The sequence below is a fragment of the Polynucleobacter alcilacus genome (assembly GCF_018881545.1).
Classification (GTDB): domain Bacteria; phylum Pseudomonadota; class Gammaproteobacteria; order Burkholderiales; family Burkholderiaceae; genus Polynucleobacter; species Polynucleobacter alcilacus.
Genome location: NZ_JACVQD010000001.1, coordinates 751,548 through 776,895 on the forward strand (window position 1 = coordinate 751,548; position 25,348 = coordinate 776,895).

Sequence of the window (25,348 nt, forward strand, 5' to 3'; positions counted from 1 at the left end):
TAACTTAATTGCTCAAGTATGCTGGCATCTATCTTTCGTTTCTCGTTACGCTGATCGCAATTGATTTAGTTTGGCTCTTAGGCATCGCTAAAAACCTATATCGCAATGACATGGGTGATCTGATGGCAAGTGAGCCCAAACTTATTGCTGGTCTCGCCTTCTATCTGCTGTATGCCTTGGGCGTGTGTATTTTTGTCATCATTCCCGCCCTCTCAAAGCAATCTCTTTTATATGCACTGCAATATGGCGCCCTCTTTGGCCTATTTTGCTATATGACCTATGACCTGACTAATCTAGCCGTCATCCGAGATTTTCCAACTCGTCTGGCATTGGTAGATATTGCTTGGGGAAGTTTTGTAACCGCACTTACAGCAGGATTTGCTTACTGGGTTGGAAATAGACTGTCCTAGCAATAGATACAGCCCCACCTCCAAAGCCCCAATGTTTTTTCAACCCAAACTCTTCAAGACTTTTGCGGGCTATGACCAAACTCTCTTTGTCAAAGATGTATTGGCAGGAATAACTGTCGGTATTGTGGCGCTCCCTTTAGCAATGGCATTTGCCATCGCTAGCGGACTCAAACCAGAAGCCGGCATCTTTACTGCGATTATTGCTGGCGGACTGATCTCGCTACTGGGGGGCAGCCGCGTACAAATCGGTGGGCCTGCAGGGGCTTTTATTGTGATCGTGTATGGCATTGTTGAGCGCTATGGGGTTTCTAACCTATTACTAGCAACAGCGATGTCAGGAGTATTTTTAATACTCATGGGGGCTTTTCGTCTTGGCACCCTAGTTCGCTTTATACCCATCGCAGTCATTATTGGCTTTACCAATGGCATTGCCTTTTTGATTGGCTTATCGCAAATCAAAGATTTTTTTGGGCTCCAAATTGAGAAAATGCCTGCCCATTTTTTCCAAGCAGTCCAAGCGCTCTATCTCGCCGCCGATACATTCAATCCGATTGCACTGACTGTCGCATGTGGCAGTCTGGGCATCATTATTTTCTGGAGACTCTTTCAAAAGCGTCTAGGATTTTTGCATCACATACCAGGAACCGTGATTGCGATGATTCTGGCAACGGTCTTTACTACTCTTTTGGATTTACCAATAGATACTATCGGCAGTCAATTTGGTGGCATTCCTTCTTCTCTGCCGAGCTTTGAATGGATACCGGTAAGTTGGGGTACTGCACAATATATGGTGGCTCCTGCCCTTACCTTAGCCATACTGGGAGCCATTGAGTCCTTGCTTTGCGCCCGGATTGCCGACGGTCTCATTCATGATCGCCATGATTCCAATCAAGAGTTGATGGCTCAGGGTGTTGCAAATATAGTCACCCCTTTCTTTGGCGGTATGCCGGCAACAGGCACGATTGCACGTACAGTCACCAATGTAGAAAGTGGGGCGAGTACCCCTATTTCTGGGATTGTCCATGCGCTCACCTTATTAGCGATTGTGTTATTTGCGGCGCCTCTCGCTAAAAACATTCCCTTGGCAAGTCTTGCAGCAATCTTGATGTATGTCGCTTGGAATATGGGTGAGTGGCGAAAGTTTATTGATCTCAAACAATTTCGGCTACCGTATCGCATTACTATCTTGAGTGTTTTTCTGTTGACTGTGATTCTAGATCTCACAGTTGCCGTAGAAGTGGGTCTACTCTCAGCCTTTATTACTTTTATTTACCGCATCTCCAGTCTTTCTCGCTGCGAAATTGCAGAAGCAAAAATTTATCCTGCACTAAATAATCTCAAAGGGAAAATTGATGCCTACCGAATTTATGGTGCCATCTTTTTTGGTGCGGTCAAACTCTTAGAAACCATTGAAGAGAACTTACCCTCTCAAACTTTATTGCTCGATCTGAAGAATGTCATTTACATTGATACCTCTGGCATGGAAACCATTTCCGAATTGACCCACCTTTGTAAAGTGCACAATGTCAGGCTAATCATCTGCGGCTTAGATCATCAGCCCTATGAAATGGCAGAGCGGAGCGGCTTCCTCGAAAAATTACCGCAAGATTGCCTCTACCCCGACCTAATCTCCGGAATAGCAGCGGCGACTTCTTCTTAACTCTTTAAGAAATACAGAATCCACCTTTTAGCAATGCATCTGGCAATAACCAAGCGCGATACAAACCAAACCCGCCAGCTGTAAACAATAATGCGGCAGCTAAATAGCGTACCCAGACATAATGCCCAAACTGAGTAAGCGCCGCAGAGAATTTAGAGATCAATAAAAGATTGGGCAAAGTACCTAGGCCGAAGGCGAACATCAAGGCTGCACCAGTTGCCACATCGCCGGATAAAAATGCGAGCGGTAATACGCTATAGACCAAACCGCAAGGCACTAAACCCCAAAGCATGCCGCTAAACCAGCGAGAAGGTCCGCTAGCCATTTGGCCCAAATGCTTAGCCCAATAGCCCGCAATTTTGCTACTTAGCCATTTTCCGCCAAGAACCCCTGTGGATTTACCCTGCCTTAACAAACGCCAGCCCATCAAAATGAGAATCAGCGAGGTGATAGCAAATAAGGGGCGTTGGATAGGAAGCAGATTTTGTTGCCAAACCACGACCCCCATCAAGCCGGCAATGGCTCCCAATAGGACATAAGTGCTAATCCGCCCAAAATGCATTACTACCTGTAGGTAAAAAAGCTCAGATTTAGACCTTAATGGCATCTCTAGGGCCCCTGGACGCTCTATGGCAGCCGCAATGCCACCGCACATCAAGGCGCAGTGCCAGCCGCTAACTAAAGCGCCCAGAAACACCGCCAAGAGCAAGCTCGTAGTTAGCATTGCTTACATAAAAGATAGGTAAAAGTGCTGATATCCATAGCAATAGCATAAACTGCACTCATAGTATTGACTCAATATGAATTACAAACCTACCGACTCCCCTACCAGCAAATGCTCAGTCTGCGTGTTGGGTCAGTTTTGCCTTCCAGTGGGGCTCAGTAGTAGTGAAGTTTTACAAGTAGACACCCTTGTAAAAGAGCGGGTCCATCTCCAAAAAGGAGAAAGCCTTTATCGCCATGGTGATCCTTTAACTTCGGTTTACAGCGTGCGCTTTGGCACACTCAAAACAGAATACTGTCTACAGGACGGTCGTCAACAAGTGATTGGCTTTCATCTACCTGGTGAAATATTAGGACTTGATGGAATTGGAGAAGGTCACTATCAATCCGACGCCATTGCTTTAGAAGAAAGTGAAGTTTGTATTATTCGCTATGATGCCTTTGAAGATTTGGCGCGTCAGATTCCTGTTCTCCAAAATCAATTCCATAAGATTATGAGTCGGGAGCTGACACAAGATCAACGTCATCTCCTCTCTCTTGGCACCATGCGTGCTGAAGAAAGATTGGCAGCATTCTTATTAAGCCTATCGCAACGCTTGGCTGCGCGCGGCTATCTCAATAATGAATTTGATTTACGGATGAGCCGCGTTGAAATTGGTAGTTACTTAGGCATCCAGATTGAAACAGTAAGTCGCATGCTTTCGCGCTTTGCAGAATCAGGCCTGATTCAGATTAAACAACGTCACATTAAATTGATTGATATGGATGGTCTGTATGAGCTAGCTGGTATCCCCAATCCTGACAGACATGGCTGCGCTGTAGAAACACCAATCAAACAGGTTTAAATTAAACCGCGGTCGTTCTCTTTCCCATCAGCCGCTTCAATCCCAGGCAAGATATAGGCGGTTAAGGCGCTAGAAATCGCACAGAAGATCCAAATTACAAAGAAGCCAATGGTGTAAACACCTTCATCTGAAATGTCAGGATGATGCCCAAAGAACAAAAGGTCTTGTGGATGAATCACTGTAAATAGCAAGCCTTCCCCCATGCCTGCCACTAAAAATGATGGCCACAAAATCCAGATCAAGAGGCGGTATTTCATTTTGGAGCCTGTGCATCTTTGAGTTGCTCGACTTTTAAGCCTTGCTTATTTATACCATCGCGTAAAGGCTTGTCAGCATGTAGGTTGATCGCCAAATAAATGGTAATGATGCAGCCGATCATCGCTACCGCTGGACCGCTAATCAATAGCCATGGCCACAACTGTTTCCACCAAGACTTATTAATGTGCTGTTCTGTCATAGGAATCCTCTCCACTGTGTACCATCTTAACGGGGAATAAAGAAACTCGATTTTTCATTACGAGTTCTCGTGATTGAATGGTCCCCATCAAGCTCTTGCGCGCTTACATCAAAATAAATTGGGTAATTTCCAGGATCATTTTGGCCAATAGTAGTGCTCACTTTAATCGGGAGCAACTGGTTACTAGCTGGGCTAACATCAATCATGGTGATTTCTTTACCTTGAGAGTTTAGGATCTTCAAATCATCCAAACCAGTAGCTTTTACTTGTACCTTCATGGAATGCTCAGAGGCATTCATAATCTGAATGCGATAAATATTTTCAATTCGAACACCCTCAACCTCACGCGCCAAGGCACCGCGATCTCGCATAATATCCACGCGTAATGGATTCCGCGTAACTAAAGATATCAAGAAAGCGGATGCTAATACCGTAATAAATGCTGTGTAGATCAAAACCCGAGGACGCAGGATATGGCGCATGGCACTTTGATTCGATTCTTGATCTTCAATCGCACGTTCAGTGGTGTAGCGAATTAAGCCTTTTGGATAATCCACCTTCTCCATCACCTGATCGCAGGCATCTATACAAGCACCACAACCAATACACATATATTGCAGGCCATCACGGATATCAATACCCGTTGGACATACTTGTACACAAATACTGCAATCAACACAATCGCCCAATCCTAGAGAGTTATGATCTGCCGATTTACTTCGGCTACCTCTTGGCTCGCCACGGACTTTGTCATACGTAACTAAGAAAGTATCTTTATCCACCATCACGCTTTGGAAGCGCGCATAGGGACACATGTATTTACAAACCTGTTCACGCATAAATCCTGCGTTACCCCAAGTAGCAAAGCCATAGAAACACAGCCAGAAAGTCTGCCAAGGTCCCAAAGATAAATGGATTAAGGCTGAGCCTAGGGTGGTAATTGGGGTGAAGTAGCCAATAAAGGTAAAGCCCGTCCAGAATGCGATGAGAAGCCAAAGAAAATGCTTGGTGATCTTCAAGCGCCATTTTTTGAAGCCCCAGGGCCACTCTTCCCCGTCCAAACGAATGCGTGCAAAGCGATCACCTTCGACCTTACGTTCAATCCACATAAAGATTTCGGTATATACCGTTTGTGGGCAAGCATACCCGCAAAATAGACGTCCAGCGACTGCAGTAAAGAGAAATAAAGCTAAGGCAGACAGAATTAATAAGAGCGTGAGATAAATCACGTCTTGTGGCCAGAGCACGAGACCAAAGATATAAAACTTGCGCTGAATTAAATCAAATAAAACAGCCTGGCGATCATTCCAATTCACCCATGGCAAGCCGTAAAACAGTAGCTGGGTGGCAAAAATAAGAACGAAGCGCCAGCGGGCAAAGAGGCCAGATACCGAGCGCGGATAAATCTTGCGCCGGACCTCGTATAAAGATTCCTCTATTACTTCAATCGGAACAGGTTTTCCACCCGGCGAATGACTCGGCACTACTTACTTCGCTGCTGCTGGCTGCTGATTATTCGACAAACCCCAAACATAAGCAGTCAACAACTGAATTTTTTCAGGGCTCAACACTTTATCCTGAGCCGGCATCATTGCCATACGACCTTTGGTAATCGTTTCAACAATAGTTGCCTCTGAACCGCCATATAACCAGGTCTTGTCGGTCAAGTTCGGTGCGCCCAAAGCAATATTGCCCTTGCCGTCTGTGCCATGACACGCTACGCAATTGGCTTTAAATACTTCAGCCCCACGCTCCGCCTTAATATCGTCAGCTGGCAAACCCGAAAGGCTGCGAACGTAATTGGCAACATCCACAATTTGCTTACTATCTAATTGTGGGAATGGAGGCATCACGCCACTACGACCATTAGTAATAGTGGTCTTAATATTCTCCGGTGAACCACCGTAAAGCCAGTCACGATCCGTCAAATTCGGAAAGCCTTTAGAGCCCCCTGCATCAGAACCATGGCACTGTGCACAGGAATTCAAGAACAAGCGCTGCCCCATTTCACGCGCTTTTGGATCCGCCGCAACTTGCACAATATCCATCTTTACATACTTAGCATAAACAGGCTTAAGCTCATCGTTTGCAGTGGTCATTGAACTCATCAACGCACCATCAGTGCTGTAACCCAAGATGCCTGGATAAGATCCTAATCCTGGATAAAGCATGAGATAGACCAATCCAAAAATACAAGAGATCAAGAACATCCACATCCACCAGCGTGGCAATGGATTATTTAATTCACGTAAATCCCCATCCCATACGTGACCAGTATCTGTCACTTGACCATCTGGCCCAAGAATGACCTTTGTCTTACGAACAGAAGCTAAAAGCCAGATACACCAAAAAATACCGATCAATGAAACGAGTGCGATGTAAGTACTCCAACCGCTGCTAAAAAAGTCACTCATGATTTGTCCTTACTGAATTCATCGGGAAGATCAAATGGAAGTTCAGCTGATTCCTGATTAGCCTTCTTCCTGCTAGGAGACCAAGCCCACCAGACAATCCCAACAAAAAAGGTGAGTCCAATGACTGTTGAAAATGCAGAGAGATAAGGTGTGATCATTTCCATTTGATTTTTATCGTATTAATTAATTACTTCGCCACAACTTCATCAACGGTGATATACCGACGTGAAATACCTAAGCCTTGGAGATAAGCGACTAATGCATCCATTTCAGTTTTACCCTCTAATTCTTTGGGAGCATTGGCAATATCTTCATCGGTATAAGGCACACCCAAACGACGCATCGCAACCATATGGGACTGGATGGAAGATGCGTCTGCGGCATTCTTCATTAACCAAGGATATCCAGGCATATTGGACTCAGGAACGACATCACGGGGATTATTGAGATGAATCTGGTGCCATGCATCTGAGTAACGGGCACCAACACGCGCCAAGTCTGGGCCAGTGCGTTTGCTACCCCATAAAAATGGATGATCGAAAACAGACTCGCCAGCCAAAGAGTAAGGGCCGTAACGCTCTACTTCTGAACGCAGAGTTCGGATTTGCTGAGAATGGCAACCGACACATCCTTCGCGCTGATAAATATCACGGCCCGCTAAACGCAATGCAGTGTATGGAACAACACCTGGACTAGGCTCAGTGGTGGTATGTTGGAAAAACAAGGGAACAATTTGAACCAAACCGGCAATGGATACCACTACTATCGTTGCAATAATTAGCCAGCCAACGTTCTTCTCAAGTGTTCCATGGGAAAAGAATTTATTTTCACTAGACATTTTCTTCTCCTTAGTGAGCCGCTATAGACGCTTGTGGAATAGCAGCGTCAATGAATTTTTTACCAATAACTGTCTTGTATACGTTGTAAGCCATCAACAACATACCGCCTAAATAGCACAGTCCGCCTAATAAACGAATCACATAGAAAGGATAAGTCGCTTTAACTGACTCAACAAAGCTGTAAGTCAAAGTTCCATCAGGCTCAAATGCCCTCCACATCAAACCTTGCATCACACCCGCAATCCACATTGCAGCGATGTAAATCACGACACCGATGGTTGCGATCCAGAAATGGACTTCGATTAACTTCGTGCTGTACATATCCCGTTGACCAACTAAACGTGGGATCAGGTAGTAGAGAGAACCAATCGTAATCATGGCAACCCAACCCAAGGCACCTGAATGCACGTGACCAATAGTCCAGTCTGTGTAGTGAGACAAGCTGTTCACAGTCTTAATCGACATCATGGAACCTTCGAAGGTTGACATACCGTAGAAGGACAATGCAACGACTAAGAACTTCAAGATAGGATCACGGCGCAATTTATACCAAGCACCAGATAAAGTCATGATGCCGTTGATCATGCCGCCCCATGATGGAGCGAGCAGAATCAATGAGAACACCATACCCAAAGACTGGGTCCAGTCTGGCAAGGAAGTGTGTTGTAAGTGATGTGGGCCTGCCCACATATAGGTAAAGTTTAAAGCCCAGAAGTGGACGATAGATAAGCGATAGGAATAGATTGGACGCTCTGCTTGCTTAGGAATGAAGTAGTACATCATGCCTAGGAAGCTGGTAGTCAAGAAGAAGCCTACAGCGTTATGGCCATACCACCATTGAACCATCGCATCTTGTACACCAGCATAAGCAGAGTAGGATTTCCATAGGCTAGCAGGCATCTCTAAGTTATTAAAGATATGGAGAATGGCGATCGTCAGAATGTATGCGCCGAAGAACCAGTTAGAAACATAAATATGTTTCGTCTTGCGCTTCATGATGGTGCCAAAGAAAACTACAGCATATGCAACCCATACAACAGTAATGAGAAGATCAATTGGCCACTCTAACTCTGCATACTCTTTGGAAGTAGAAATACCCAATGGCAAGGTTACCGCTGCTAATACGATTACCGCTTGCCAACCCCAGAAGGTGAATGCGGCTAATTTGTCGCAAAAAAGTCGTGCCTGACACGTGCGCTGAACAATGTAATAGGATGTTGCAAACAGCGCTGAGCCACCAAACGCAAATATCACCGCGTTGGTATGTAAGGGACGTAAGCGACCGTAGCTCAGCCAAGGAATATTAAAAGTGATTTCTGGCCAGATGAGCTGGGCTGCAAGAATAACTCCCACGAGCATGCCAACAATTCCCCAGAGCACAGTGACGATGGCAAATTGACTGACAACCTTGTAATTGAAGGTATCTTGATTACTCCCCACGGTAAGTCCCATGGTTTCTCCTTTTTTGTGACCAAACGACATAATCCAAATGACTGGATTGATTATCAAAGTAAGGCTTTGAGGGGGATTTGATCTATATCAAAAAGGGAAGGCCAAAATAGGGCTCAACCGGAAGAAGAATTACTACCTCTGATGAACTCAGTAGAAATAGATCTACTTTTGAGGGTGTTCGCTAACTATATGGGGCTTAGGTACGTCGTCATCCATCAAAATTGCCTGGCCTGGGCCCTCTAAGTCGTCAAACTGGCCACTTTTGATGGACCAGCTAAAAATCCAAACGAGGAGGCCCACCAAAACTAGGGAGATAGGGATAAGTAGAAATAAGCTTTCCATCGCTATAGTCTAAGCTTTTCGCAAACGCCATGCATTTAAAGTCACTGCAAGCGAGGATAAAGACATCCCAATACCGGCTACCCATGGATTTACCAAACCTATCATGGCAGCCGGAATCGCCAGTAGGTTATATACCAAAGCCCATAATAAATTTTCTTTAATGATGGTTTGAGTCTTATCTGCCAGAGCCAATGTTCTGGCTAAAGGCTCCAATGACACTGCAGTCAGAATAGCATCCGCACCTGCAGCTGCTAGTGGGGCACCAGCACCAACCGCAATAGAAATATCTGCGCGCGCTAATAAGGGAGCATCGTTCACGCCATCACCAATTGCCCAGACCACACGACCTTGTTTTTGTAAGGCCTGGATATATTCATATTTATCTTCAGGAGTGCAGCCCCCTTGATAACTTTGAATACCAACGTGGTGAGCCCACCAAGCCACCGTTGCGGGATCATCACCAGAAACTACATGTACAGTGATGTTTCTTGATCTTGCGGTCTTTAATAATTGCTCTAAGCCTGGTCGTGGTGTGTCTAAGAAAATAAAGCTCGCGATCAGTCCTTGCTCATCTGCTAAATGGACTTGGCCATATTGCCCCACCTGCGCATCTTGCTGAACGCCAACCCAAGCTGCACTCCCCAAGCGATATACCCCTGAAGATAAGCCTTTCCCCAATTGATTGATGACTGGCTCAAGTAATTCTGGAATAACTAAATTCTCTGACTGTGATGCGCGTAATAAAGAAAGGGCTAATGGATGCCTTTGACCAGCTTCCAACGCCACAGCCAAGGCAAGCGCATCTTCACGGTGATAGCCTGATCGCAAATGGATGATTTCTTGTAACTCTGGTTGACCCATCGTTAAAGTGCCAGTCTTATCCAATACCAGATCCGTAGCCTTCACTAAACCTTCCATCACATGGCCACGCACAATCAGTAAGCCTAATTTGGTTACTGCACCTTGTGCGGCTGCCATCGCTGTTGGCACTGCGAGCGATAAAGCGCAAGGACAACTCGCCACCAATACCGAAACTAACACTGTCCAAGCTCGACTTGGATCAAAGTACCACCAAACTACTGCGGAAATAAATGCACTTAGCAATAAGAATGCAACAAAATAGGCAGCCCACTTCTCTGCTAGGCTCACCATCACTGGTTTTGCAAGTAGTGCTTGATCTAACAAGGAAGCAATTCCGGCAATGCGGGTAGATTGCCCCACTGCGTCAATTCTCATGAACAACGGATTCAGAATGTTATGCGTACCTGCATAAACGCGATCGCCAATTTTTTTCTCAACCGGTTTTGATTCACCGGTTAGCAAAGATTCATCTAAGGCGCTAGCATTTTCAATCACGATGCCATCGGCAGGAACGACTTCTCCAGGAGATACGCGAAGTATTTCACCTGGTTTGCAATTGACGACTGGCACTACTTCAATTTCTTGCGAAGCTGGGTAATTAAAGGCACGCTCACAGGTAGCGGGCAATTGTTTTACGAGCGCCTCTGCCCCGCCCTGCGCATCTTGCCTTGCCAATAACTCCACATACCGTGCTGCCAAGATGAATGCGACGAACATCGTGATGGAATCAAAATAGCTGGGGCCTGAGCCAGTGATTAAATTAATCGTTCCGGCAATAAAAGCCAATGCGAGAGCGAGAGCAATCGGAACATCCATCCCCAACAGATGGGTTTTCTTGAAGGACGCTACGCTACGCCAAGCAGCTTGAAAGATGGGTCCTGCTGAATACACCATTACCGGGACTGTGAGTACCCAGCTTGTCCAGCCTAACAAGCGATCAAACTCTGGCGTAATATCTGCACCCGTATAGGAAGGCCACGCATACATCATGACCTGCATCATGCCGAGCAGCGCTACTCCCAATCTGGTGAGTAACTGCCGTCTTTCTTTCTTGGCTCTATCTAGCGCTAAGGAAGGCTCAAAGGGCCAAGCCTCATAACCAATGCGCTCAATCTCAAAAAGCAATCTTGCTAGGCTCGTACTATCTGGAGAAAACCGCACAATGACTTTTTGTGTCACGTAATTGATTTGCACATCTTTTACGCCAGCGATGCGGCGTAAGTGTTGTTCGCATAGCCACACACAGGCAGCACACCGAATTCTTTCTAAACGCAAAGTGGTTTCTAGATCACCAGAATCTCCATGGGGGCGAGTAAAACGGCCTCGCAGTGAAGGGTCGTCATAAGGCTTTAGCTTGTCTGGGATTTCATTCAGGGCCAAGTAGGCTGCAGGCTTCTCACCAGATTGCACTCGGCGCGTATAAAAGACCTCTAGACCTTCACCATGAATCGTTTGCGCAATCGCCATACAACCAGAGCAGCAAAATGGGCGACTAACGCCATTGAGTTTAGACTCAATCAGTTCATCTGGGGCGATCTCACTGAAGCAATGGTAACAAGATAAAGTGATTTTCTTGTTCATAGCAGAGATCATGTCCTAGCTTTACGCATCCAACCATTACGCCGTTCATACATCACAAACAGCACGCCCCATATGACTATGGCAGCATACGCCCATATCCAGGCAACTTGGGAAGAGCGTGAACCAGAAATATCTAATACAAAACCAAAAATTGCTGGGCCTAATAAACCGCCGCCAAAGCCCATTAAAGAATGCAAGCCCATTGCTGCACCCTTCATATTTTCTTGTGCACTAATCACCAAGCCTGCAGTTAAGGTTGCAGAATCCGCCATGATAAAAATAGCATGCCCAACGGCTAGAGCAACAATCAGCCACCAGGATTGACCAGTAGAGCTAGCTAGCGCGATACCCATGACTGCACTAGTCAGCATTGCTATACATACCCACTTTTGACGCCCTACTCGCAGGGCAATTTCATTTCCTAAAATTGAAGCAGGCACACCAAAGAAATTAATCACGCCAGATAAAGTCGTTGCTGCCAAGAAAAATGTTTCGCCAGTAGTGATCGTACAAAATGCAAAGAAGGCTACGATCCAACTTCGAGAGGCAAATAACTCAAGGGTATGGGCGGTATAACCAAAGATAAATCCAGAGGCTTTTTTATCTTGCAATACCAATTTCCATTTATTTACTGGAAATAGATCATGCAAGCGAATGCGGATTGGCCCCTGCCACTTGTCATGTTGTAGAGGTGCGATGAATAACCAAACAATCAAAAAAGCAGTAAACGGCCCTAAGGCAATCAAACCAAATACATAACGCCAACCCAAGGCCTCCAAGATCCAGCCAGAGCATAAATAAGAGAAGCCCGTACCAATACCGAAGAAGGCGGTATAAAAAGCAATGTGTCGAGTAAGCTCTCCAGACTGAATACGATCCGATAGTATTTTGAGACCAGGCATATAGGTACCCGCTAGCCCTGCTCCGTTGATCGCCATAAAAACTAAGGCAGTCCAAAAGTTATTAGCAAAGACTCCCATCCCTAGAAGGCCGAAAGTCGCCGATAGCCCACCGATCAAATATACCTTGCGAGCGTCTACTCGATCAGTCAAAGCGGTCGCTAAAGGGACAGCTAACATATAGCCAAAGAAAAATGCGCTGGCAATTAAACCAGACTGGAGATTACTTAAATGCCATTCTTCCTGCAGCACTGTCAGCACGACAGCATAGCAAGCAAAGCCCAATAAAGCACAGGTTTGTGCCATGAGCATCAGAGGGGTGTAAGCAGCCGAACGAAAGCGCATAAGGTGTCATTTAAAACGTGAGCCCATTCTACTCGCCCTAAAGCCTCAAGACCCGCTACACTAACAAAAACAAGGCGGAGACAGTATGAAAAATCAACAGATTCCAAGGTACTTTGTACAAGCTTGTGCCGCTCTTCTATTCGGCCTTGGTAGTACATTGACTATGGCCGATAACTACCCATCCAAACCCATCAAAGCGATCGTTCCTTTTGCGCCTGGAAGCACGACAGATCAAATTGGTCGTGCCTTTGCTGTCAAGATGTCTGAGCTCTTAGGTCAACCAGTGGTGATTGAAAATCGGCCCGGCGCCAATGGGCTCATTGGTGCTGATTTTGTTGCTAAAGCTCCAGCAGATGGCTACACCATTTTATTTGGTACCAATAGTACGAATGCTGCTCTCAAAAGTTTAGTAAAAAATCTGCCCTATAACCAAGATACTGCCTTTACTCCGATTGGCTACTTTGGTTCTGCACCGCTCATCATTACCATCAATAATGAGGTGCCGGCAAAATCACTCAATGGATTTGTCTCCTTAGCGAAAGCAAATCCTGGAAAAATGACTTTTGCTTATGCGAGTACATCGCAACGAGTTTCCTCAGAAATGCTAGCCAGTGCTGCAGATATCAAAATGACGGGCGTTTCTTATAAGAGTGGGCCCAATGCCATGACCGATGTGATTGGCGGTCAAGTCAATATGTTTACAGCCGATTTTGGAGTGACCTTACCCCAAGTGCAGGCTGGCAAAATCCGCGGGCTAGCAGTCACTTCATTAAAACGTTCTCCCGCCATTCCAGAATTACCTACTGTTAATGAAGCACTTGGTATCAAGGGATATGAGCTGATTGCTTTCTTTGCCGCATTTGGTCCTGCTGATATGCCAAAAGAGGCGATTCTCAAACTCAATAAAGCAATCAATGACGCAGCAAAATCAAAAGACGTGATTGAGCGCTTTTCTGCAATGGGTTTTGAAACCCAACCCGGTACACCAGAGGCGCTAGGTCAAAAAATTAAATTAGAGACTGCAAAATGGGCAAAGGCTATTAAAGAAGCTGGTATCGAACCAGAATAAGCCGTCTCAATGAGCCATCTTATTGTTGGCTGCGGTTGGGTGAGTCCTGAAAACCACTCGACCGATAAGTGAGCACGAGAGTATCGCGATAACCATAATCACCCAGCGGCTGAATCGGTGTGGATTCATGAATCATACGCTCATCATTCATGAGCAATAAAGACCATGGCTGTGCCAAAGTAAAGCGCAAGCCAGCTGAGCCAGCGGCATTAAAAATTCTGGTCTCGCCGCCTTTCATGCCAACGCGATTCAATAAGAACACTGCCACAAAATCGACACCATCACGATGCGCACCTTCAGGGGTTGGTCGACCTATACCATCGGTTGTATCAATACGGAACTGATGCGCTTCTACAAACCAAGTGGTGACTGGCTTCAAACTATTTAGTAAATGTGCAATACCCATCAATACAGCTTGCCACGCAGGGTCATTCAATAATTTTTCTTGAACGGGTTCAAACCAGCGCTCAATACCACCATGCAATGCGTTGTAATTCACTGATTGCCAATGCGCACGATGCGGTACTAAATGGAGTTGCTCACCCTTAATCTCATAACTCGCATGACGGCGAAAACGGTAACGTCCCCCATCTTTCAAATAAGGGTCGCGAGGCAAGCCTTCCCAAAACGGGGTTAAGCCTTGTAAATCGCCAAGAGAGAGTCCGCTAATCTCGGCAACCGATTCAGCAGAAGCCACTACATAACCATCGGTACGCAAAGCTCCAGCGAGCTCTTTGACCGGAGTGAGTGGAGGTGCTAAAAGGGCATTAGGCATAGCGGTATTTTAGGGCAATACGCTTACTAGCATTAATCTAGCTGAGCGCCCGAAGCCTTCACAATTTTTACCCATTTAGCCAATTCATCCTTGAGAAGAGTGCCGAGCTTAGCGGGTGGGACCGGACTCAGATCTAAACCCTGTGCAATCAGCTTTTCTCGCACATCTGCCCGGCTCATGGTTTTATCCATTGCTACCTGGTTCTTCTTAATGACGTCTGCGCTCACCCCCATAGGAGCAAATGTGGCGACCCAAACCTCTCCCACACAATCAGGGTAGGTTTCAGCAATGGTTGGAATTTCTGGTGCTGCACTAGATCGCTTAGCAGAGCTAATCGCAATGGCTTGTAACTTGCCAGCCTTAATGTAAGTTAATGCCGAAGGCAGGCTAGCGAAAGCGAGAGGAACTTGGCCTCCCAATACATCATTGATCGCAGGAGCTACACCCTTGTAAGGAATATGTTGCATCTCAATTCCAGCGCTGGTATTTAGCATGGCGCCAAGCAAGTGACTGATGGTGCCATTACCAGCGGAAGCATAGGACAGCTCGCCGGGTTTTTTCTTGGCAGCTGCAACAACATCAGCCAAAGTTTTATAAGGTGATCCCGGCGGAGAAACCAAAACATAAGGCGTTGCGCCAATGTAATACAAGGGCACAAAATCATTGATCGGATCAAATCCCGGGTTCTTATACAAAGCGGGATTAATTGCCTGAGCACTATTAATAGTGAGAAGCAAGGTATAACCATCCTTAGGTGCACGCGCCACACTTTGTGTACCAATATTGCCACCCGCTCCAGGTCTATTCTCAACAATAATGGCTGTGCCGATCGACTCCCCAAAAGCAGGTGCGATTAGACGGGCAACAATATCATTTGTTCCGCCAGCAGCTTGTGGCACCACTAAAGCAATCGGTTTATTGGGATAAGGTTGCGCAGCCAATTGAAAAGCAGCTAAGGCGCAAATGACTCCGAGGATATATTGAGTGATTCTCATATTAAGTTCCATCCCTACATTGATTCAACCAATTTAAACACCCATAATTGTCGCGTTTATTTAATGCATTATGCCCCCAGGCTAGCAATCGGCGTAGATTCAAATCCCGCCGAATAAACCAAGATAAGATAAAGCCTTTCTAACCCCAAAAATGACTATGAACACAGCAGACACTAAAGTAGCCCTAGTAACGGGCGCAGGAACTGGCATCGGCAAAGCAGCTGCTAAAGCGCTACTCAAAGGTGGTTACAAGGTCGTTTTAACTGGCCGAAATCTTGACCGACTCAAATTGGCAATTTCTGTCATTGGCGGTACAGATGAAAACTGTCTTGCTGTTGCCTGCGACGTGGGTAAACCAGAGGAAGTAAAAAAACTCTTTGCAGCATTGACTACTAAATTTGCTCGTATCGACGTGCTCTTCAATAATGCTGGCATGGGCGCTCCAGCCATTCCAATGGAAGATCTGACATATGAGCAGTGGATGAATGTAGTAAACGCTAATTTATGTGGTGCATTCTTATGTTCGCAAGAAGCGATTCGCATGATGAAAGCGCAGTCCCCTCAAGGCGGCAGAATAATCAATAACGGCTCGATCTCCGCACATGCACCACGACCCATGTCCGCGCCTTACACGGCAACTAAACATGCCATTAGCGGTTTAACCAAAACCATTGCATTGGATGGTCGCCCATTTAATATTGCATGCGGTCAAATTGATATTGGCAACGCTGCTACTGAGATGACTGAACGGATGGCTGCTGGCATCCTACAAGCAGATCAATCGATTAAGGTAGAGCCTCGTATGGACGTAGACCATGTTGGTGAAGCCGTGCTCCATATGGCGCAACTACCTCTCGAGAGTAATATTCTTTCGATGACCATCATGGCAACCAATATGCCTTTTGTTGGTAGAGGCTAAAAAAGAAACAGCTTACTGGCGAACTTGATCAATCAAGAGTCGAACATTATTCGCGCCGACTTTAACTATTTGCGGATTTGAAATTAAATCCCCTGCTTCAGGTTTTGCCATTCCCGTTTTGGAGATTCTGACTTCAATAGATACCTCCGCTAACTGCGAAAGCGGTGCACTGGGATTCATCGCTAAGGAGTCATTCAGTGAGAAGCTCATCGGGAAATCAGTAATGGTAGTTTTGAGGACTGCTACTGGCATCCGTTCACCAGGTTTACGAGCAATTACCATCACGATATCTCCTGACTTAATCCTCGACTTCAAATCAGAAGATAACTCGATCTTGCCGCTAATACTTTGACCGCTAACTACACTTGGACTGACTGATGGCAGACCCGCTTTAATCCGCGCTTCCGCAATTGAGCCTTCTAATGAGCGGGCCTCATCAGTTCCTGGCGGGATTTGTTTTGCAAGTTTCTCCCAAGTCTGTACCGCAGCCTTGTAATTGCCAGAAGTGTATGAGGCAGTGCCTGATAGCCAGAGCGCCATCAAATTATTTGGGTCTAGCTTTAAGGCTTGATTAATAAGTTCAAGCGGTTTACCGGCAAAGTTGCCATTGGCATTGGCGGCAAGGACATCTGCGTAATCACTTAAGAGCTGTGGATCTGTGTCTATAAAGCTGCCTGCACGTTCATAGGCTTTAGCAGCATCTTCGTTCCGACCTAAGATCCGATACGAACGAGCCAACATGGCCCACCCCTTAAAATTACTTGGGTCTTTTTCCATTTTGGCCGCAAACTCAGCAACCATTTTGTCAACACCTTCGCGTGACAATGGTTGCTCGGCATTGCTTGCAATGACCCCAGGGGCTTCACCCAAATAAAAATACAACCCTGAAGACAGCAACACAATAAATACACAGAGACCAATAATCGTTTTTTTAGTAGACCCCATTACAGAGCGATCATCTTCCTCATTGGTATCTTGGAAAAGTCGTTGACGCATCTCCGCATGAGAAATCTCATAGTCATCTGCCTGAATTAAGCCGGAAGCACGCTCTACCTCTAATTTATCGAGCTCTTCACGATAAATAGCAGCGTTCATTTGACGTCTGGAAGTAGCCTCAACTTTTGCTGGAAAAATAAACGGGCGTAAAAGCAATACCATCACCAAGATTAACAAGAGGACTGCCGGGACTAGAAACATGGTCATGTATTACCCTCTTCCTCAACGCTACTATTCCTTAGTAAGGTGTCAATTTTTTTGTTATCAGCATCAGATAGAGCGGTAGTTGGAATAAGGCTATTTCTCCGACGCAGATACATTAACAAGCCTGCTATGCCAATCAGAAGAATTACAAAAGGCCCAATCCACAACAGCCAAGTGATCGGTTTAACGGGTGGGCGGTACAAGACAAAATCGCCATAGCGCTCAACCATAAATGCCCTAATTTGATCATCACTCTTACCCTCTTTAATAAGAGTTCTAATTTCTCGACGCAGATCATTAGCCAAGTCAGAGCGAGAACCTGCAAGAGATTCATTCTGACAAACTAAACAACGCATTTCTTCAGAAATACTGATTAAGCGTTGCTCCGTTTGTGGATCATCAGCTAAAGGAGCGGCATCTTTTGCAGACACCCCTAAACTCAAAAGACAAAGGATAATTAAGTAAATCTGTTTCATGATTTCTTAAGCTCACTTATCAGGGGAAATATTTTTTGATTCAGAAGATCAATAGTAATAGGCCCAATATGCTTAAAACGAATCACGCCAAGCTGATCGATAACATAGGTCTCTGGTACTCCATAAACACCGTAATTGATGCCAACCCGACCATCGGCATCAAACGCAGAAAGTAAATACGGATTGCCCTGTTTTGCCAACATCGCTAGAGCATCTTCACGCTTATCTTTGTAATCTAATCCTATCAGTGGCGCCACTTGTGACTTAGCCAACTCCACGAGCACCGGATGCTCTTCACGACAAGCGACGCACCAAGAGGCCCAGACATTCAAGATCCAGACTTGGCCTTTCATACTGGCCGGAGAAAAAGACTTATTTATCTCCCCCAACTGCGAAATCTCAAACACGGGGGCTGCCTTACCAATCAATGGTGATGGCACTTCATGAGGATCGCGGTTTAAGCCAATTGCCAAAAAGACAACGAGCACAATAAACAGAAGTAGAGGAATTAAAAATTTGGCTTTCATGTGGCCTGTTTTTTTAACTTAATACGATAACGTTTATCGGAAATAGCGAAAATGCCACCCAATGCCATCAAGAGGCAGCCGCCCCAGATCCAATCTACAAACGGTTTGTAGTACACGCGCACGGCCCACGATGTATCACCCAATTCCTCACCAAGAGAAACATAGATATCCCGAGTTAAGCTGGCATTAATAGCTGCCTCAGTCATCGGCATCGTAGAAGAAAAGTAACTCCGCTTTTCTGGATACATTGTTGCTTCTAGTTGGCCATTTTTTGATAATAAGAACGTCCCACGCATAGCCTCATAATTTGGCCCAGGTACTTTGTTGACACTTTGCAGTTGAATCTGATACCCACCTACAGAAACTGTTTCACCCGCCAACATACGTACATCTTTTTCTTCTTGGTAAGCACCAACCATGGTGACGCCAATCACAAAGACAGCAATACCAAGATGCGCCAATTGCATACCAATAAATGAACGGGTAGGTTTTCCAACTTTAGCCTGACGAACAAGCTGTAAGCAACCAGAAGCAATGACCCAGCAAGCCAGCAAGAAACCCATTCCAGCTAGCCAAGTAAATTCACCCATAACTAATGGAATTGAAATACCAGCAAGCAAGGCCACTAGACCAGCTAACCACAAGCGTTTGATGACAGCAAGTAGATTGGTATTTTTCCAATTCGTCCAAGGGCCAATGCCCATTAACACCAATAAAGGAATCATGATGGGCACAAATACGCTATTGAAATACGGTGGGCCTACAGAAATTTTTCCAAGGTGAAGCGCATCGATTAATAAAGGGTACAAAGTCCCCAGTAATACCGAACCAGCCGAGACTACTAGGAAGACATTGCCCAAAAGAATCAACGTTTCCCTTGAGCTCAAGCTAAATTTTCCGCCCATCGTACTCTTAGGAGCACGCCATGCGTATAAGGCCAATGAAGAGCCAACTACTAATACCAAGAAAACCAAAATAAAAACCCCGCGCCTAGGGTCAGTGGCAAATGCATGAACAGAGGTTAAAACGCCTGAGCGTACTAAGAAAGTTCCCAGCAGGGATAAAGAAAATGCTGTAATGGCTAACAATACGGTCCAGCTCTTAAAGCCGCCACGTTTTTCAGTTACTGCTAGAGAATGCAGTAAAGCCGTTCCAACAAGCCATGGAATAAAGGAGGCATTCTCAACGGGGTCCCAGAACCACCAACCACCCCAACCTAATTCGTAATAGGCCCACCAAGAACCTAGAGCAATACCGAGCGTCAAAAATACCCAGGCCGCAGTGGTCCAGGGGCGTGACCAGCGCGCCCAAGCAGCATCTAATCTGCCGGAAAGTAAAGATGCAATTGCAAAGGCAAATGCCACTGAGAAGCCTACGTAACCCATGTAAAGCATTGGTGGATGGAATACCAAACCAGGGTCTTGTAAAAGCGGGTTTAGCGAACGACCATCTTGCGCTGCAGGCAATAAGCGCGTAAATGGATTGGAGGTTGTTATTACAAAGAGGAGGAGTCCACTGCTGACTAGCCCCAGAACCCCAATCACCCTAGCAACCATAAACTCATCTAATGCTTTAGAGAGTTGTGCCACCAAAATCGTCCAAGTGCTTAATAAGAAAATCCATAATAGAAGCGAACCTTCATGTCCGCCCCAGACTGCACCCAGTCGATAAATGAATGGTAACTGCGAATTAGAATGCTCGGCCACATAAAGTACCGAAAAATCATTGATGTAAAAACTCCACGCTAAGATTCCGAAAGCGATTGCGAGCAAGAAGAAAACTGTTTGGGCAGCGGGTCTGGCTAATACCAGCCATTCACGACGACCCTGATGAGCGCCAATTAGCGGAAGCACTCCCTGAATGCACGCAACACAGAGCGCCAAAATTAATGCGTATTGCCCAAACTCAGGAATCATTTGTTACTTCCATTGTTACTTCCATTTTTTTTTGCTTGATCTAATGCATGCTTTGCCTCAGGAGGCATATAGTTTTCATCATGCTTAGCAAGGACTTCGCTTGCAATAAATTCTCCCTGAGCATCCATACGACCTTGAATCACAGCGCCCTTACCCTCTTTAAATAGATCCGGAAGAATACCTGTATACGCAACTGGAATATCCTTAACAAGATCAGTAATCACAAAATGGACTGTTAGGCCATCACGCCTTAAGGATCCATCCTTTACCATCCCGCCTATGCGAAAAGCCTGACCTTGCGGAGCTTTACCAGCAGCAACCTCACTAGGCGTGACATACAAAGCAATATTGCTATTCAATGCATTCAAAATTAATAGCGCAGCAATCCCAATCGCCGCTAAGGCAGCAATAATAATTAAGGCGCGTTTATGTCTAGGCTTCACTTACCACTTTCTTTATCAAACTGCTCTGCTAACTGCTCTTGCTTGAGCCTACGCACAATTGCCTTAAAGCGAGCACGAATAGTTAAAGGTTCCAAGAGCAAAATCAAAGCACAAACTCCAAAGCTACTCCACACATAAAGTGCGTAGCCTCCCATTGCAAAAAATTCAGCCGGGCTATTCCACATTAGTTTTTTACCTCGCTTAATTGTCGCACCCAATCAGCATGAGATTCACGCTCAAGAATGAGGGTACGAACCCGCATTAAGGCAACTGCAATGGAATACATCCACAAGCACAAAGTCATCAAAAGCATTCCCCAAAGCATGGTTTGAGCCATTGCCGGAGCTTTGGTTAAAGAAACTGACGCCCCTTGATGCAAGGTATTCCACCATTTAACTGAGAAATAAATAATAGGCACGTTAATTACACCGACTAAAGCCAAAATGGCACCTGCTTTATCTGCCCTTCTGGGGTTATCAATCGAAGCCTGTAAAGAAATAAATCCTAAGTACAGGAATAGCAAAATTAACTCTGAAGTTAAGCGCGCATCCCAAACCCACCATGCACCCCACATCGGCTTGCCCCAAAAGGCTCCAGTCCACAAAGACAGAAACGCCATCCAAGCACCTACTGGCGCTAGGGCTTGTGCCATCATTGCCGATAGACGGGTATTAAAGATGAGGCCTAGGCCAGCCCATGCCGCCATCATGAGATAAATAAACATCGACATCCAGGAAGTGGGCACATGGATAAAAATAATGCGATAGCCCTGACCCTGAACTGCATCAACAGGTGCCACAAAAAAACTCACCCATAAACCAGCAGCGCCAAAAACTAAGGAGAGCGCCCAAAAAAGAGGAATTAACTTTCCAGCAAGCGGGTAAAAAGTACTCGGACTTGAAAGTCTGAACCAGTTGATCAAGCGGTTATTCGAAAAGGAGGAATTATTTGTTTGGCTCATTCAATCGCAATCTTTACAGCAGCACTACTTACCCAAGGTACAAATGCTAAGGACAAAATCAATAAGGCCCCTAACAAAGAAAAGTGTCCGGATGTATCTAGACCCACACTATTGGCATACACCGCCCCCGTACCGAAAATCAGCACGGGAATATATAAAGGCAAAATCAATAAACTCAACAATACGCTAGCCCCCCGAACTCCAAGGGTGAGCGCGGCTCCAATAGAGCCCAATAAAGAAAGTACAGGCGTACCTAACAACAGCGTTCCCATTAATACATATAAAGAATTGGCGTCTAAATCAAACTGAATCCCAATAATCGGGGCTAATAACACTAGAGGCAAACCACATACTATCCAATGCGCAACGATCTTGCCGGCCACTAATAACACCATTGGCCGTGGTGATAAGGCTAATTGCTCCAAAGTACCATCTAGATAGTCTGCAGCAAACATACGATGCAAGCCCAATAAAGTCGATAACAAGGCAGCAACCCAAATGACTCCAGGCGCAATTTTTCGTAATAAAGCCGCATCAGACCCAATCCCCAAAGGAAATAAGCTCGTCACAACTACAAAGAAAAAGAGTGCAGTCAATACCTCACTCTTTCGGCGCATCACTAAAAGCAAATCCCTGCGGACAATGGCAAGCATGGCGCTCATAAATCTAAGACCTGTACATTGGGAATATTGATCTCTTGATGGCTGGTTAGAACAACTAGCCCTCCATATTGCAGATGTTCAATAATTAAATTTTGTAGCTCCTCTACAGCCTGGGTATCAAGCGCATTGAAAGGCTCGTCTAATATCCACAAATTAGCTTGGCGGGTAAGCATACGCGCCATGATGACTCTACGCTTTTGTCCAGCCGATAAGCAATGCACCGGTAAATCCTCTCGACCACGAAGACCAAAACGCCAAAGCGCTGATAAGGCTTTATCTTGAGTCAAAGGCACATCATCGAGTGCAGCATACATCTGCAAATTTTCTAGGGCAGTGAGATCATCTTTCAGGGCATCTCGATGACCTGAGAATAAAAGAGCCCGTTGATAGGCCAATGGATTCGATGTAATCAACTCCTTACACCATAAGACTTGACCGGCTTCTGGTTTGGATAGGCCAGTTAAGAGGCGCAATAGACTGGTTTTGCCGACGCCATTCTCGCCACGAACATGCAGACAATTGCCGGAACTAAGCCGCAAATGAAGATCTGCAAATAACTGTCTTTCACCCCGAACACAAGTAAGCCCACGCGCTTCAAGCGCATAGTCTGAGTTTCTGGAGGCCGAGGAAATATTGTCTGTCATGAAGGCTAATGGCTTGAATCAAACCACCTCAGGCATTGTCCAAGAGCCCTTAGGGGCTGTCAAACGTCAAAAAAGGGGTATTTAAGGAATATTCTCTTTTAATTCAATTGCTTAGCTAATTATAAGCGGAGAAGGCAATCGCGCCCTTTTCCAGTGGCACTGTCTAATCCGGCTGAATACCAGCGCTTTTAATAATTTTGCCCCAACGGACTGCTTCTTTCTTTTGGAAGCTACCAAACGCTTCAGGACTCATAGCGTAATACTTGGCTCCTTCTGACTCTAGCTTTTTTTGCACTGAGGGTTGCTGCATGATTTTGCTCACTTCAGCATGCAACTTCTTCACCACAGCTGGCGGTGTTCCAGCTGGCGCAAATAAGCCAATCCAGTTTTTGACATCAAATCCAGGAAGTGTTTCGCTGATGCTCGGCAGATCTGGCATGGATGGATCCCTACCTGCACCTGTCACCGCAAGACCCCTTAACTTATCACTCTTCACATAGGGAAGAATCGTTGGCATCGTGGCAAACATCACCTGAGTTTGCCCACCAATTAAATCCGTAATTGCCAATGCATTCCCTTTGTATGGAATATGGACCATATCGACCTTAGTGGTCATCACAAAGAGCTCACCCGCCAAATGACTTGCAGTTCCAATACCTCCTGAGCCATAAGAAACTTTGCCAGGATTGGCTTTTAAATAGGTAATAAGCTCACTGACATTTTTCACTGGAAGGCTCGGATTCACAGCCAATAAACCCTCTGCATCTAATACAAATACAACCGGCACAAAGTCCTTGAGCGGGTCATAAGGCATGTTCTTTACAAGAAAGGGATTGACTGCATGGGTACCAATACTGCCCATAATGAGCGTGTAACCATCAGCAGGTGATTTAGCAACAAAATCGGCGCCAATATTGCCACCGCCGCCAGTTTTGTTCTCAACAATGACTGGCTGACCAAAAGATTCACTTAGGCCCTGCGCAATGATCCGAGAAAAACCATCTGCAATACCACCAGTGGCAAATGGAGAGATGATCTTGATTTGGTGGTTGGGGTAATTGTTCGTCTGAGCAAATACATCTTGATGACCTAGAAGTCCAAAGCCTAAAATAAACGTTAGTACAAATGGATTCATATTTGATTTCTAAGGTTTTTTATGGAGAGGTGCAGGAGATAAACCCTGTACCTGATATTTTTTGATTAATGCAGCAACTAGACCTGTAGCAATGAAATATTCGACACATTCACTTAAAAATGCAATGGCTTCCAAATGGGATTTTTTGGTGGCAATGGCTTGTTGAATCCCAGTAAATTGACCATCCAGTACACGTGATCCAGGAATATTTTGAGAGACAGTGACAAGGCCCGTTTTTAAACCGGCCAAAGCATCTAATTTCTCTGTCACAAATAATTCATTGCTCGCACGAACGCTATCCGCATGCACTAAAGTGGCATGCTTCAGGTTACGTTGTAGCCAATGATCGTAGGCACTCTTATGGAAGGAGGCAATCCGGATTCCAGGCTGGTCTACTTGGGATACTTCTTGTATAGGTGAATCTGCAGGAACCAAATAGCTTGCCTCAAGCTCAACATAGGCCGGGGTGAATGTCACCTTTTGAGCGCGTGCTGGATCCGACCCCACCAAGGCGATGCCGCATCTCTCGCTAGCAGCAGAATCAACAACCTCTTCCTGCGCGTCACACCCCAGTAGATTTAGCTCTACACCTAAACGCTCAGCAACTGCGCGGCAAATATCTGGTGCGATACCAGTAGGCTCGCCAGTTGGAGAGCGACCAGTAACTAACAAAAAGTTGCCAAGATACACTGCGGCAGAAAGAACGCCATGAGGAGCAAGTTGCTCCCTCACTATGGGCGAAATAGGATTCAAAAAGGATATCTAGTAATAAATGATTTTGGCAACTTAATATTGTGA

At 45.6% G+C, this 25,348-nt stretch carries 29 protein-coding genes; 5 read left to right on the plus strand and 24 right to left on the minus strand.

The features are described 5' to 3' along the window. Positions 1 to 8: 8 nt before the first annotated feature. Both ICN45_RS03855 and ICN45_RS03860 read left to right on the plus strand, forming a co-directional pair. Positions 9 to 410 carry a DUF2177 family protein gene (locus ICN45_RS03855; RefSeq protein WP_216173384.1) on the plus strand — a complete coding sequence of 134 codons (402 nt, stop codon included), beginning with the start codon at positions 9 to 11 and terminating at the stop codon, positions 408 to 410. Between the two features lie 31 nt (positions 411 to 441). Then, positions 442 to 2,070, plus strand: coding sequence for a SulP family inorganic anion transporter (locus ICN45_RS03860; protein ID WP_216173387.1), 1,629 nt, complete (start codon positions 442 to 444; stop codon positions 2,068 to 2,070). A gap of 4 nt (positions 2,071 to 2,074) precedes the next feature. Here the strand turns inward: ICN45_RS03860 and ICN45_RS03865 are convergent, their stop codons facing one another. After that, complete coding sequence (locus ICN45_RS03865) at positions 2,075 to 2,794, minus strand: sulfite exporter TauE/SafE family protein (RefSeq protein WP_216173390.1); 720 nt, start codon at positions 2,792 to 2,794, stop codon at positions 2,075 to 2,077. Positions 2,795 to 2,870: 76 nt separating this feature from the next. Here ICN45_RS03865 and fnr point away from each other — a divergent pair, with 76 nt between their 5' ends. Next, positions 2,871 to 3,638 (plus strand): fumarate/nitrate reduction transcriptional regulator Fnr, encoded by a 768-nt coding sequence (fnr, locus tag ICN45_RS03870; protein ID WP_216173393.1) that lies wholly within the window; start codon positions 2,871 to 2,873, stop codon positions 3,636 to 3,638. On the opposite strand, the gene ICN45_RS03875 is transcribed toward fnr, so the two are convergent. The 10 genes from ICN45_RS03875 to ICN45_RS03920 form a co-directional block, all read right to left on the minus strand. Further along, on the minus strand, positions 3,635 to 3,895 hold the full coding sequence (locus ICN45_RS03875) for a hypothetical protein (RefSeq protein ID WP_216173395.1): 261 nt from the start codon (positions 3,893 to 3,895) through the stop codon (positions 3,635 to 3,637). The two genes, fnr and ICN45_RS03875, sit on opposite strands and share 4 nt — an antisense overlap. After that, on the minus strand, positions 3,892 to 4,095 hold the full coding sequence (locus ICN45_RS03880; protein WP_216173397.1) for a FixH family protein: 204 nt from the start codon (positions 4,093 to 4,095) through the stop codon (positions 3,892 to 3,894). The genes ICN45_RS03875 and ICN45_RS03880 overlap by 4 nt, the downstream gene beginning before the upstream one ends. A gap of 26 nt (positions 4,096 to 4,121) precedes the next feature. Then, the gene (gene ccoG / locus ICN45_RS03885; RefSeq protein ID WP_216173400.1) at positions 4,122 to 5,579 is read right to left on the minus strand and encodes a cytochrome c oxidase accessory protein CcoG; all 1,458 of its coding nucleotides are present in this window, start codon (positions 5,577 to 5,579) and stop codon (positions 4,122 to 4,124) included. Between the two features lie 3 nt (positions 5,580 to 5,582). Then, positions 5,583 to 6,509: a cytochrome-c oxidase, cbb3-type subunit III gene (gene ccoP / locus ICN45_RS03890; RefSeq protein WP_216173403.1), complete on the minus strand. Its 927-nt coding sequence runs from the start codon at positions 6,507 to 6,509 to the stop codon at positions 5,583 to 5,585. Further along, positions 6,506 to 6,673, minus strand: coding sequence for a cbb3-type cytochrome oxidase subunit 3 (locus ICN45_RS03895; protein ID WP_216173406.1), 168 nt, complete (start codon positions 6,671 to 6,673; stop codon positions 6,506 to 6,508). The genes ccoP and ICN45_RS03895 overlap by 4 nt, the downstream gene beginning before the upstream one ends. Before the next feature lie 23 nt (positions 6,674 to 6,696). Next, positions 6,697 to 7,347 carry a cytochrome-c oxidase, cbb3-type subunit II gene (ccoO, locus tag ICN45_RS03900; protein WP_216173409.1) on the minus strand — a complete coding sequence of 217 codons (651 nt, stop codon included), beginning with the start codon at positions 7,345 to 7,347 and terminating at the stop codon, positions 6,697 to 6,699. 10 nt (positions 7,348 to 7,357) lie between these two features. After that, positions 7,358 to 8,800: a cytochrome-c oxidase, cbb3-type subunit I gene (gene ccoN, locus ICN45_RS03905; protein ID WP_216173412.1), complete on the minus strand. Its 1,443-nt coding sequence runs from the start codon at positions 8,798 to 8,800 to the stop codon at positions 7,358 to 7,360. Positions 8,801 to 8,962: 162 nt separating this feature from the next. Continuing rightward, on the minus strand, positions 8,963 to 9,142 hold the full coding sequence (ccoS, locus tag ICN45_RS03910) for a cbb3-type cytochrome oxidase assembly protein CcoS (protein WP_216173415.1): 180 nt from the start codon (positions 9,140 to 9,142) through the stop codon (positions 8,963 to 8,965). A gap of 9 nt (positions 9,143 to 9,151) precedes the next feature. Continuing rightward, positions 9,152 to 11,584: a heavy metal translocating P-type ATPase gene (locus tag ICN45_RS03915; RefSeq protein ID WP_216173418.1), complete on the minus strand. Its 2,433-nt coding sequence runs from the start codon at positions 11,582 to 11,584 to the stop codon at positions 9,152 to 9,154. Positions 11,585 to 11,592: 8 nt separating this feature from the next. Next, the gene (locus ICN45_RS03920) at positions 11,593 to 12,828 is read right to left on the minus strand and encodes an MFS transporter (protein ID WP_216173420.1); all 1,236 of its coding nucleotides are present in this window, start codon (positions 12,826 to 12,828) and stop codon (positions 11,593 to 11,595) included. An 85-nt stretch (positions 12,829 to 12,913) separates the two neighbouring features. Here ICN45_RS03920 and ICN45_RS03925 point away from each other — a divergent pair, with 85 nt between their 5' ends. Beyond that, positions 12,914 to 13,897 (plus strand): Bug family tripartite tricarboxylate transporter substrate binding protein, encoded by a 984-nt coding sequence (locus ICN45_RS03925; RefSeq protein WP_216173423.1) that lies wholly within the window; start codon positions 12,914 to 12,916, stop codon positions 13,895 to 13,897. Positions 13,898 to 13,916: 19 nt separating this feature from the next. Here the strand turns inward: ICN45_RS03925 and ICN45_RS03930 are convergent, their stop codons facing one another. Both ICN45_RS03930 and ICN45_RS03935 read right to left on the minus strand, forming a co-directional pair. Beyond that, positions 13,917 to 14,672 carry a 2OG-Fe dioxygenase family protein gene (locus tag ICN45_RS03930; RefSeq protein WP_216173428.1) on the minus strand — a complete coding sequence of 252 codons (756 nt, stop codon included), beginning with the start codon at positions 14,670 to 14,672 and terminating at the stop codon, positions 13,917 to 13,919. 32 nt (positions 14,673 to 14,704) lie between these two features. Then, positions 14,705 to 15,667 (minus strand): tripartite tricarboxylate transporter substrate binding protein, encoded by a 963-nt coding sequence (locus ICN45_RS03935; RefSeq protein ID WP_216173430.1) that lies wholly within the window; start codon positions 15,665 to 15,667, stop codon positions 14,705 to 14,707. A 157-nt stretch (positions 15,668 to 15,824) separates the two neighbouring features. On the opposite strand from ICN45_RS03935, the gene ICN45_RS03940 reads away from it, so the two are divergent. Next, a complete protein-coding gene (locus ICN45_RS03940) occupies positions 15,825 to 16,586 on the plus strand; it encodes an SDR family oxidoreductase (protein ID WP_216173432.1) in 762 nt (253 codons plus the stop codon). Between the two features lie 12 nt (positions 16,587 to 16,598). Here the strand turns inward: ICN45_RS03940 and ccmI are convergent, their stop codons facing one another. The 11 genes from ccmI to ICN45_RS03995 form a co-directional block, all read right to left on the minus strand. Continuing rightward, a complete protein-coding gene (gene ccmI, locus ICN45_RS03945; protein WP_216173434.1) occupies positions 16,599 to 17,789 on the minus strand; it encodes a c-type cytochrome biogenesis protein CcmI in 1,191 nt (396 codons plus the stop codon). Then, positions 17,786 to 18,262, minus strand: coding sequence for a cytochrome c-type biogenesis protein (locus ICN45_RS03950; RefSeq protein WP_216173436.1), 477 nt, complete (start codon positions 18,260 to 18,262; stop codon positions 17,786 to 17,788). The genes ccmI and ICN45_RS03950 overlap by 4 nt, the downstream gene beginning before the upstream one ends. Further along, positions 18,259 to 18,789, minus strand: a complete 531-nt coding sequence (locus tag ICN45_RS03955; protein WP_216173438.1) for a DsbE family thiol:disulfide interchange protein — start codon at positions 18,787 to 18,789, stop codon at positions 18,259 to 18,261. The genes ICN45_RS03950 and ICN45_RS03955 overlap by 4 nt, the downstream gene beginning before the upstream one ends. Next, on the minus strand, positions 18,786 to 20,705 hold the full coding sequence (locus ICN45_RS03960) for a heme lyase CcmF/NrfE family subunit (RefSeq protein WP_216173440.1): 1,920 nt from the start codon (positions 20,703 to 20,705) through the stop codon (positions 18,786 to 18,788). The genes ICN45_RS03955 and ICN45_RS03960 overlap by 4 nt, the downstream gene beginning before the upstream one ends. Then, a complete protein-coding gene (ccmE, locus tag ICN45_RS03965) occupies positions 20,702 to 21,148 on the minus strand; it encodes a cytochrome c maturation protein CcmE (RefSeq protein ID WP_216173443.1) in 447 nt (148 codons plus the stop codon). Before ccmE ends, ICN45_RS03960 begins: the two co-directional genes overlap by 4 nt. Then, positions 21,145 to 21,333, minus strand: a complete 189-nt coding sequence (ccmD, locus tag ICN45_RS03970; RefSeq protein ID WP_216173446.1) for a heme exporter protein CcmD — start codon at positions 21,331 to 21,333, stop codon at positions 21,145 to 21,147. The genes ccmE and ccmD overlap by 4 nt, the downstream gene beginning before the upstream one ends. Then, positions 21,333 to 22,109: a heme ABC transporter permease CcmC gene (gene ccmC / locus ICN45_RS03975; RefSeq protein WP_216173449.1), complete on the minus strand. Its 777-nt coding sequence runs from the start codon at positions 22,107 to 22,109 to the stop codon at positions 21,333 to 21,335. Before ccmC ends, ccmD begins: the two co-directional genes overlap by 1 nt. After that, the gene (gene ccmB / locus ICN45_RS03980) at positions 22,106 to 22,771 is read right to left on the minus strand and encodes a heme exporter protein CcmB (RefSeq protein ID WP_216173452.1); all 666 of its coding nucleotides are present in this window, start codon (positions 22,769 to 22,771) and stop codon (positions 22,106 to 22,108) included. Before ccmB ends, ccmC begins: the two co-directional genes overlap by 4 nt. Next, positions 22,768 to 23,415 carry a cytochrome c biogenesis heme-transporting ATPase CcmA gene (gene ccmA, locus ICN45_RS03985; RefSeq protein ID WP_216173455.1) on the minus strand — a complete coding sequence of 216 codons (648 nt, stop codon included), beginning with the start codon at positions 23,413 to 23,415 and terminating at the stop codon, positions 22,768 to 22,770. Before ccmA ends, ccmB begins: the two co-directional genes overlap by 4 nt. A gap of 163 nt (positions 23,416 to 23,578) precedes the next feature. Further along, positions 23,579 to 24,550 (minus strand): Bug family tripartite tricarboxylate transporter substrate binding protein, encoded by a 972-nt coding sequence (locus ICN45_RS03990; RefSeq protein WP_216173457.1) that lies wholly within the window; start codon positions 24,548 to 24,550, stop codon positions 23,579 to 23,581. Positions 24,551 to 24,559: 9 nt separating this feature from the next. Continuing rightward, on the minus strand, positions 24,560 to 25,303 hold the full coding sequence (locus ICN45_RS03995; protein ID WP_216173460.1) for a transporter substrate-binding domain-containing protein: 744 nt from the start codon (positions 25,301 to 25,303) through the stop codon (positions 24,560 to 24,562). Positions 25,304 to 25,348: the final 45 nt, after the last annotated feature.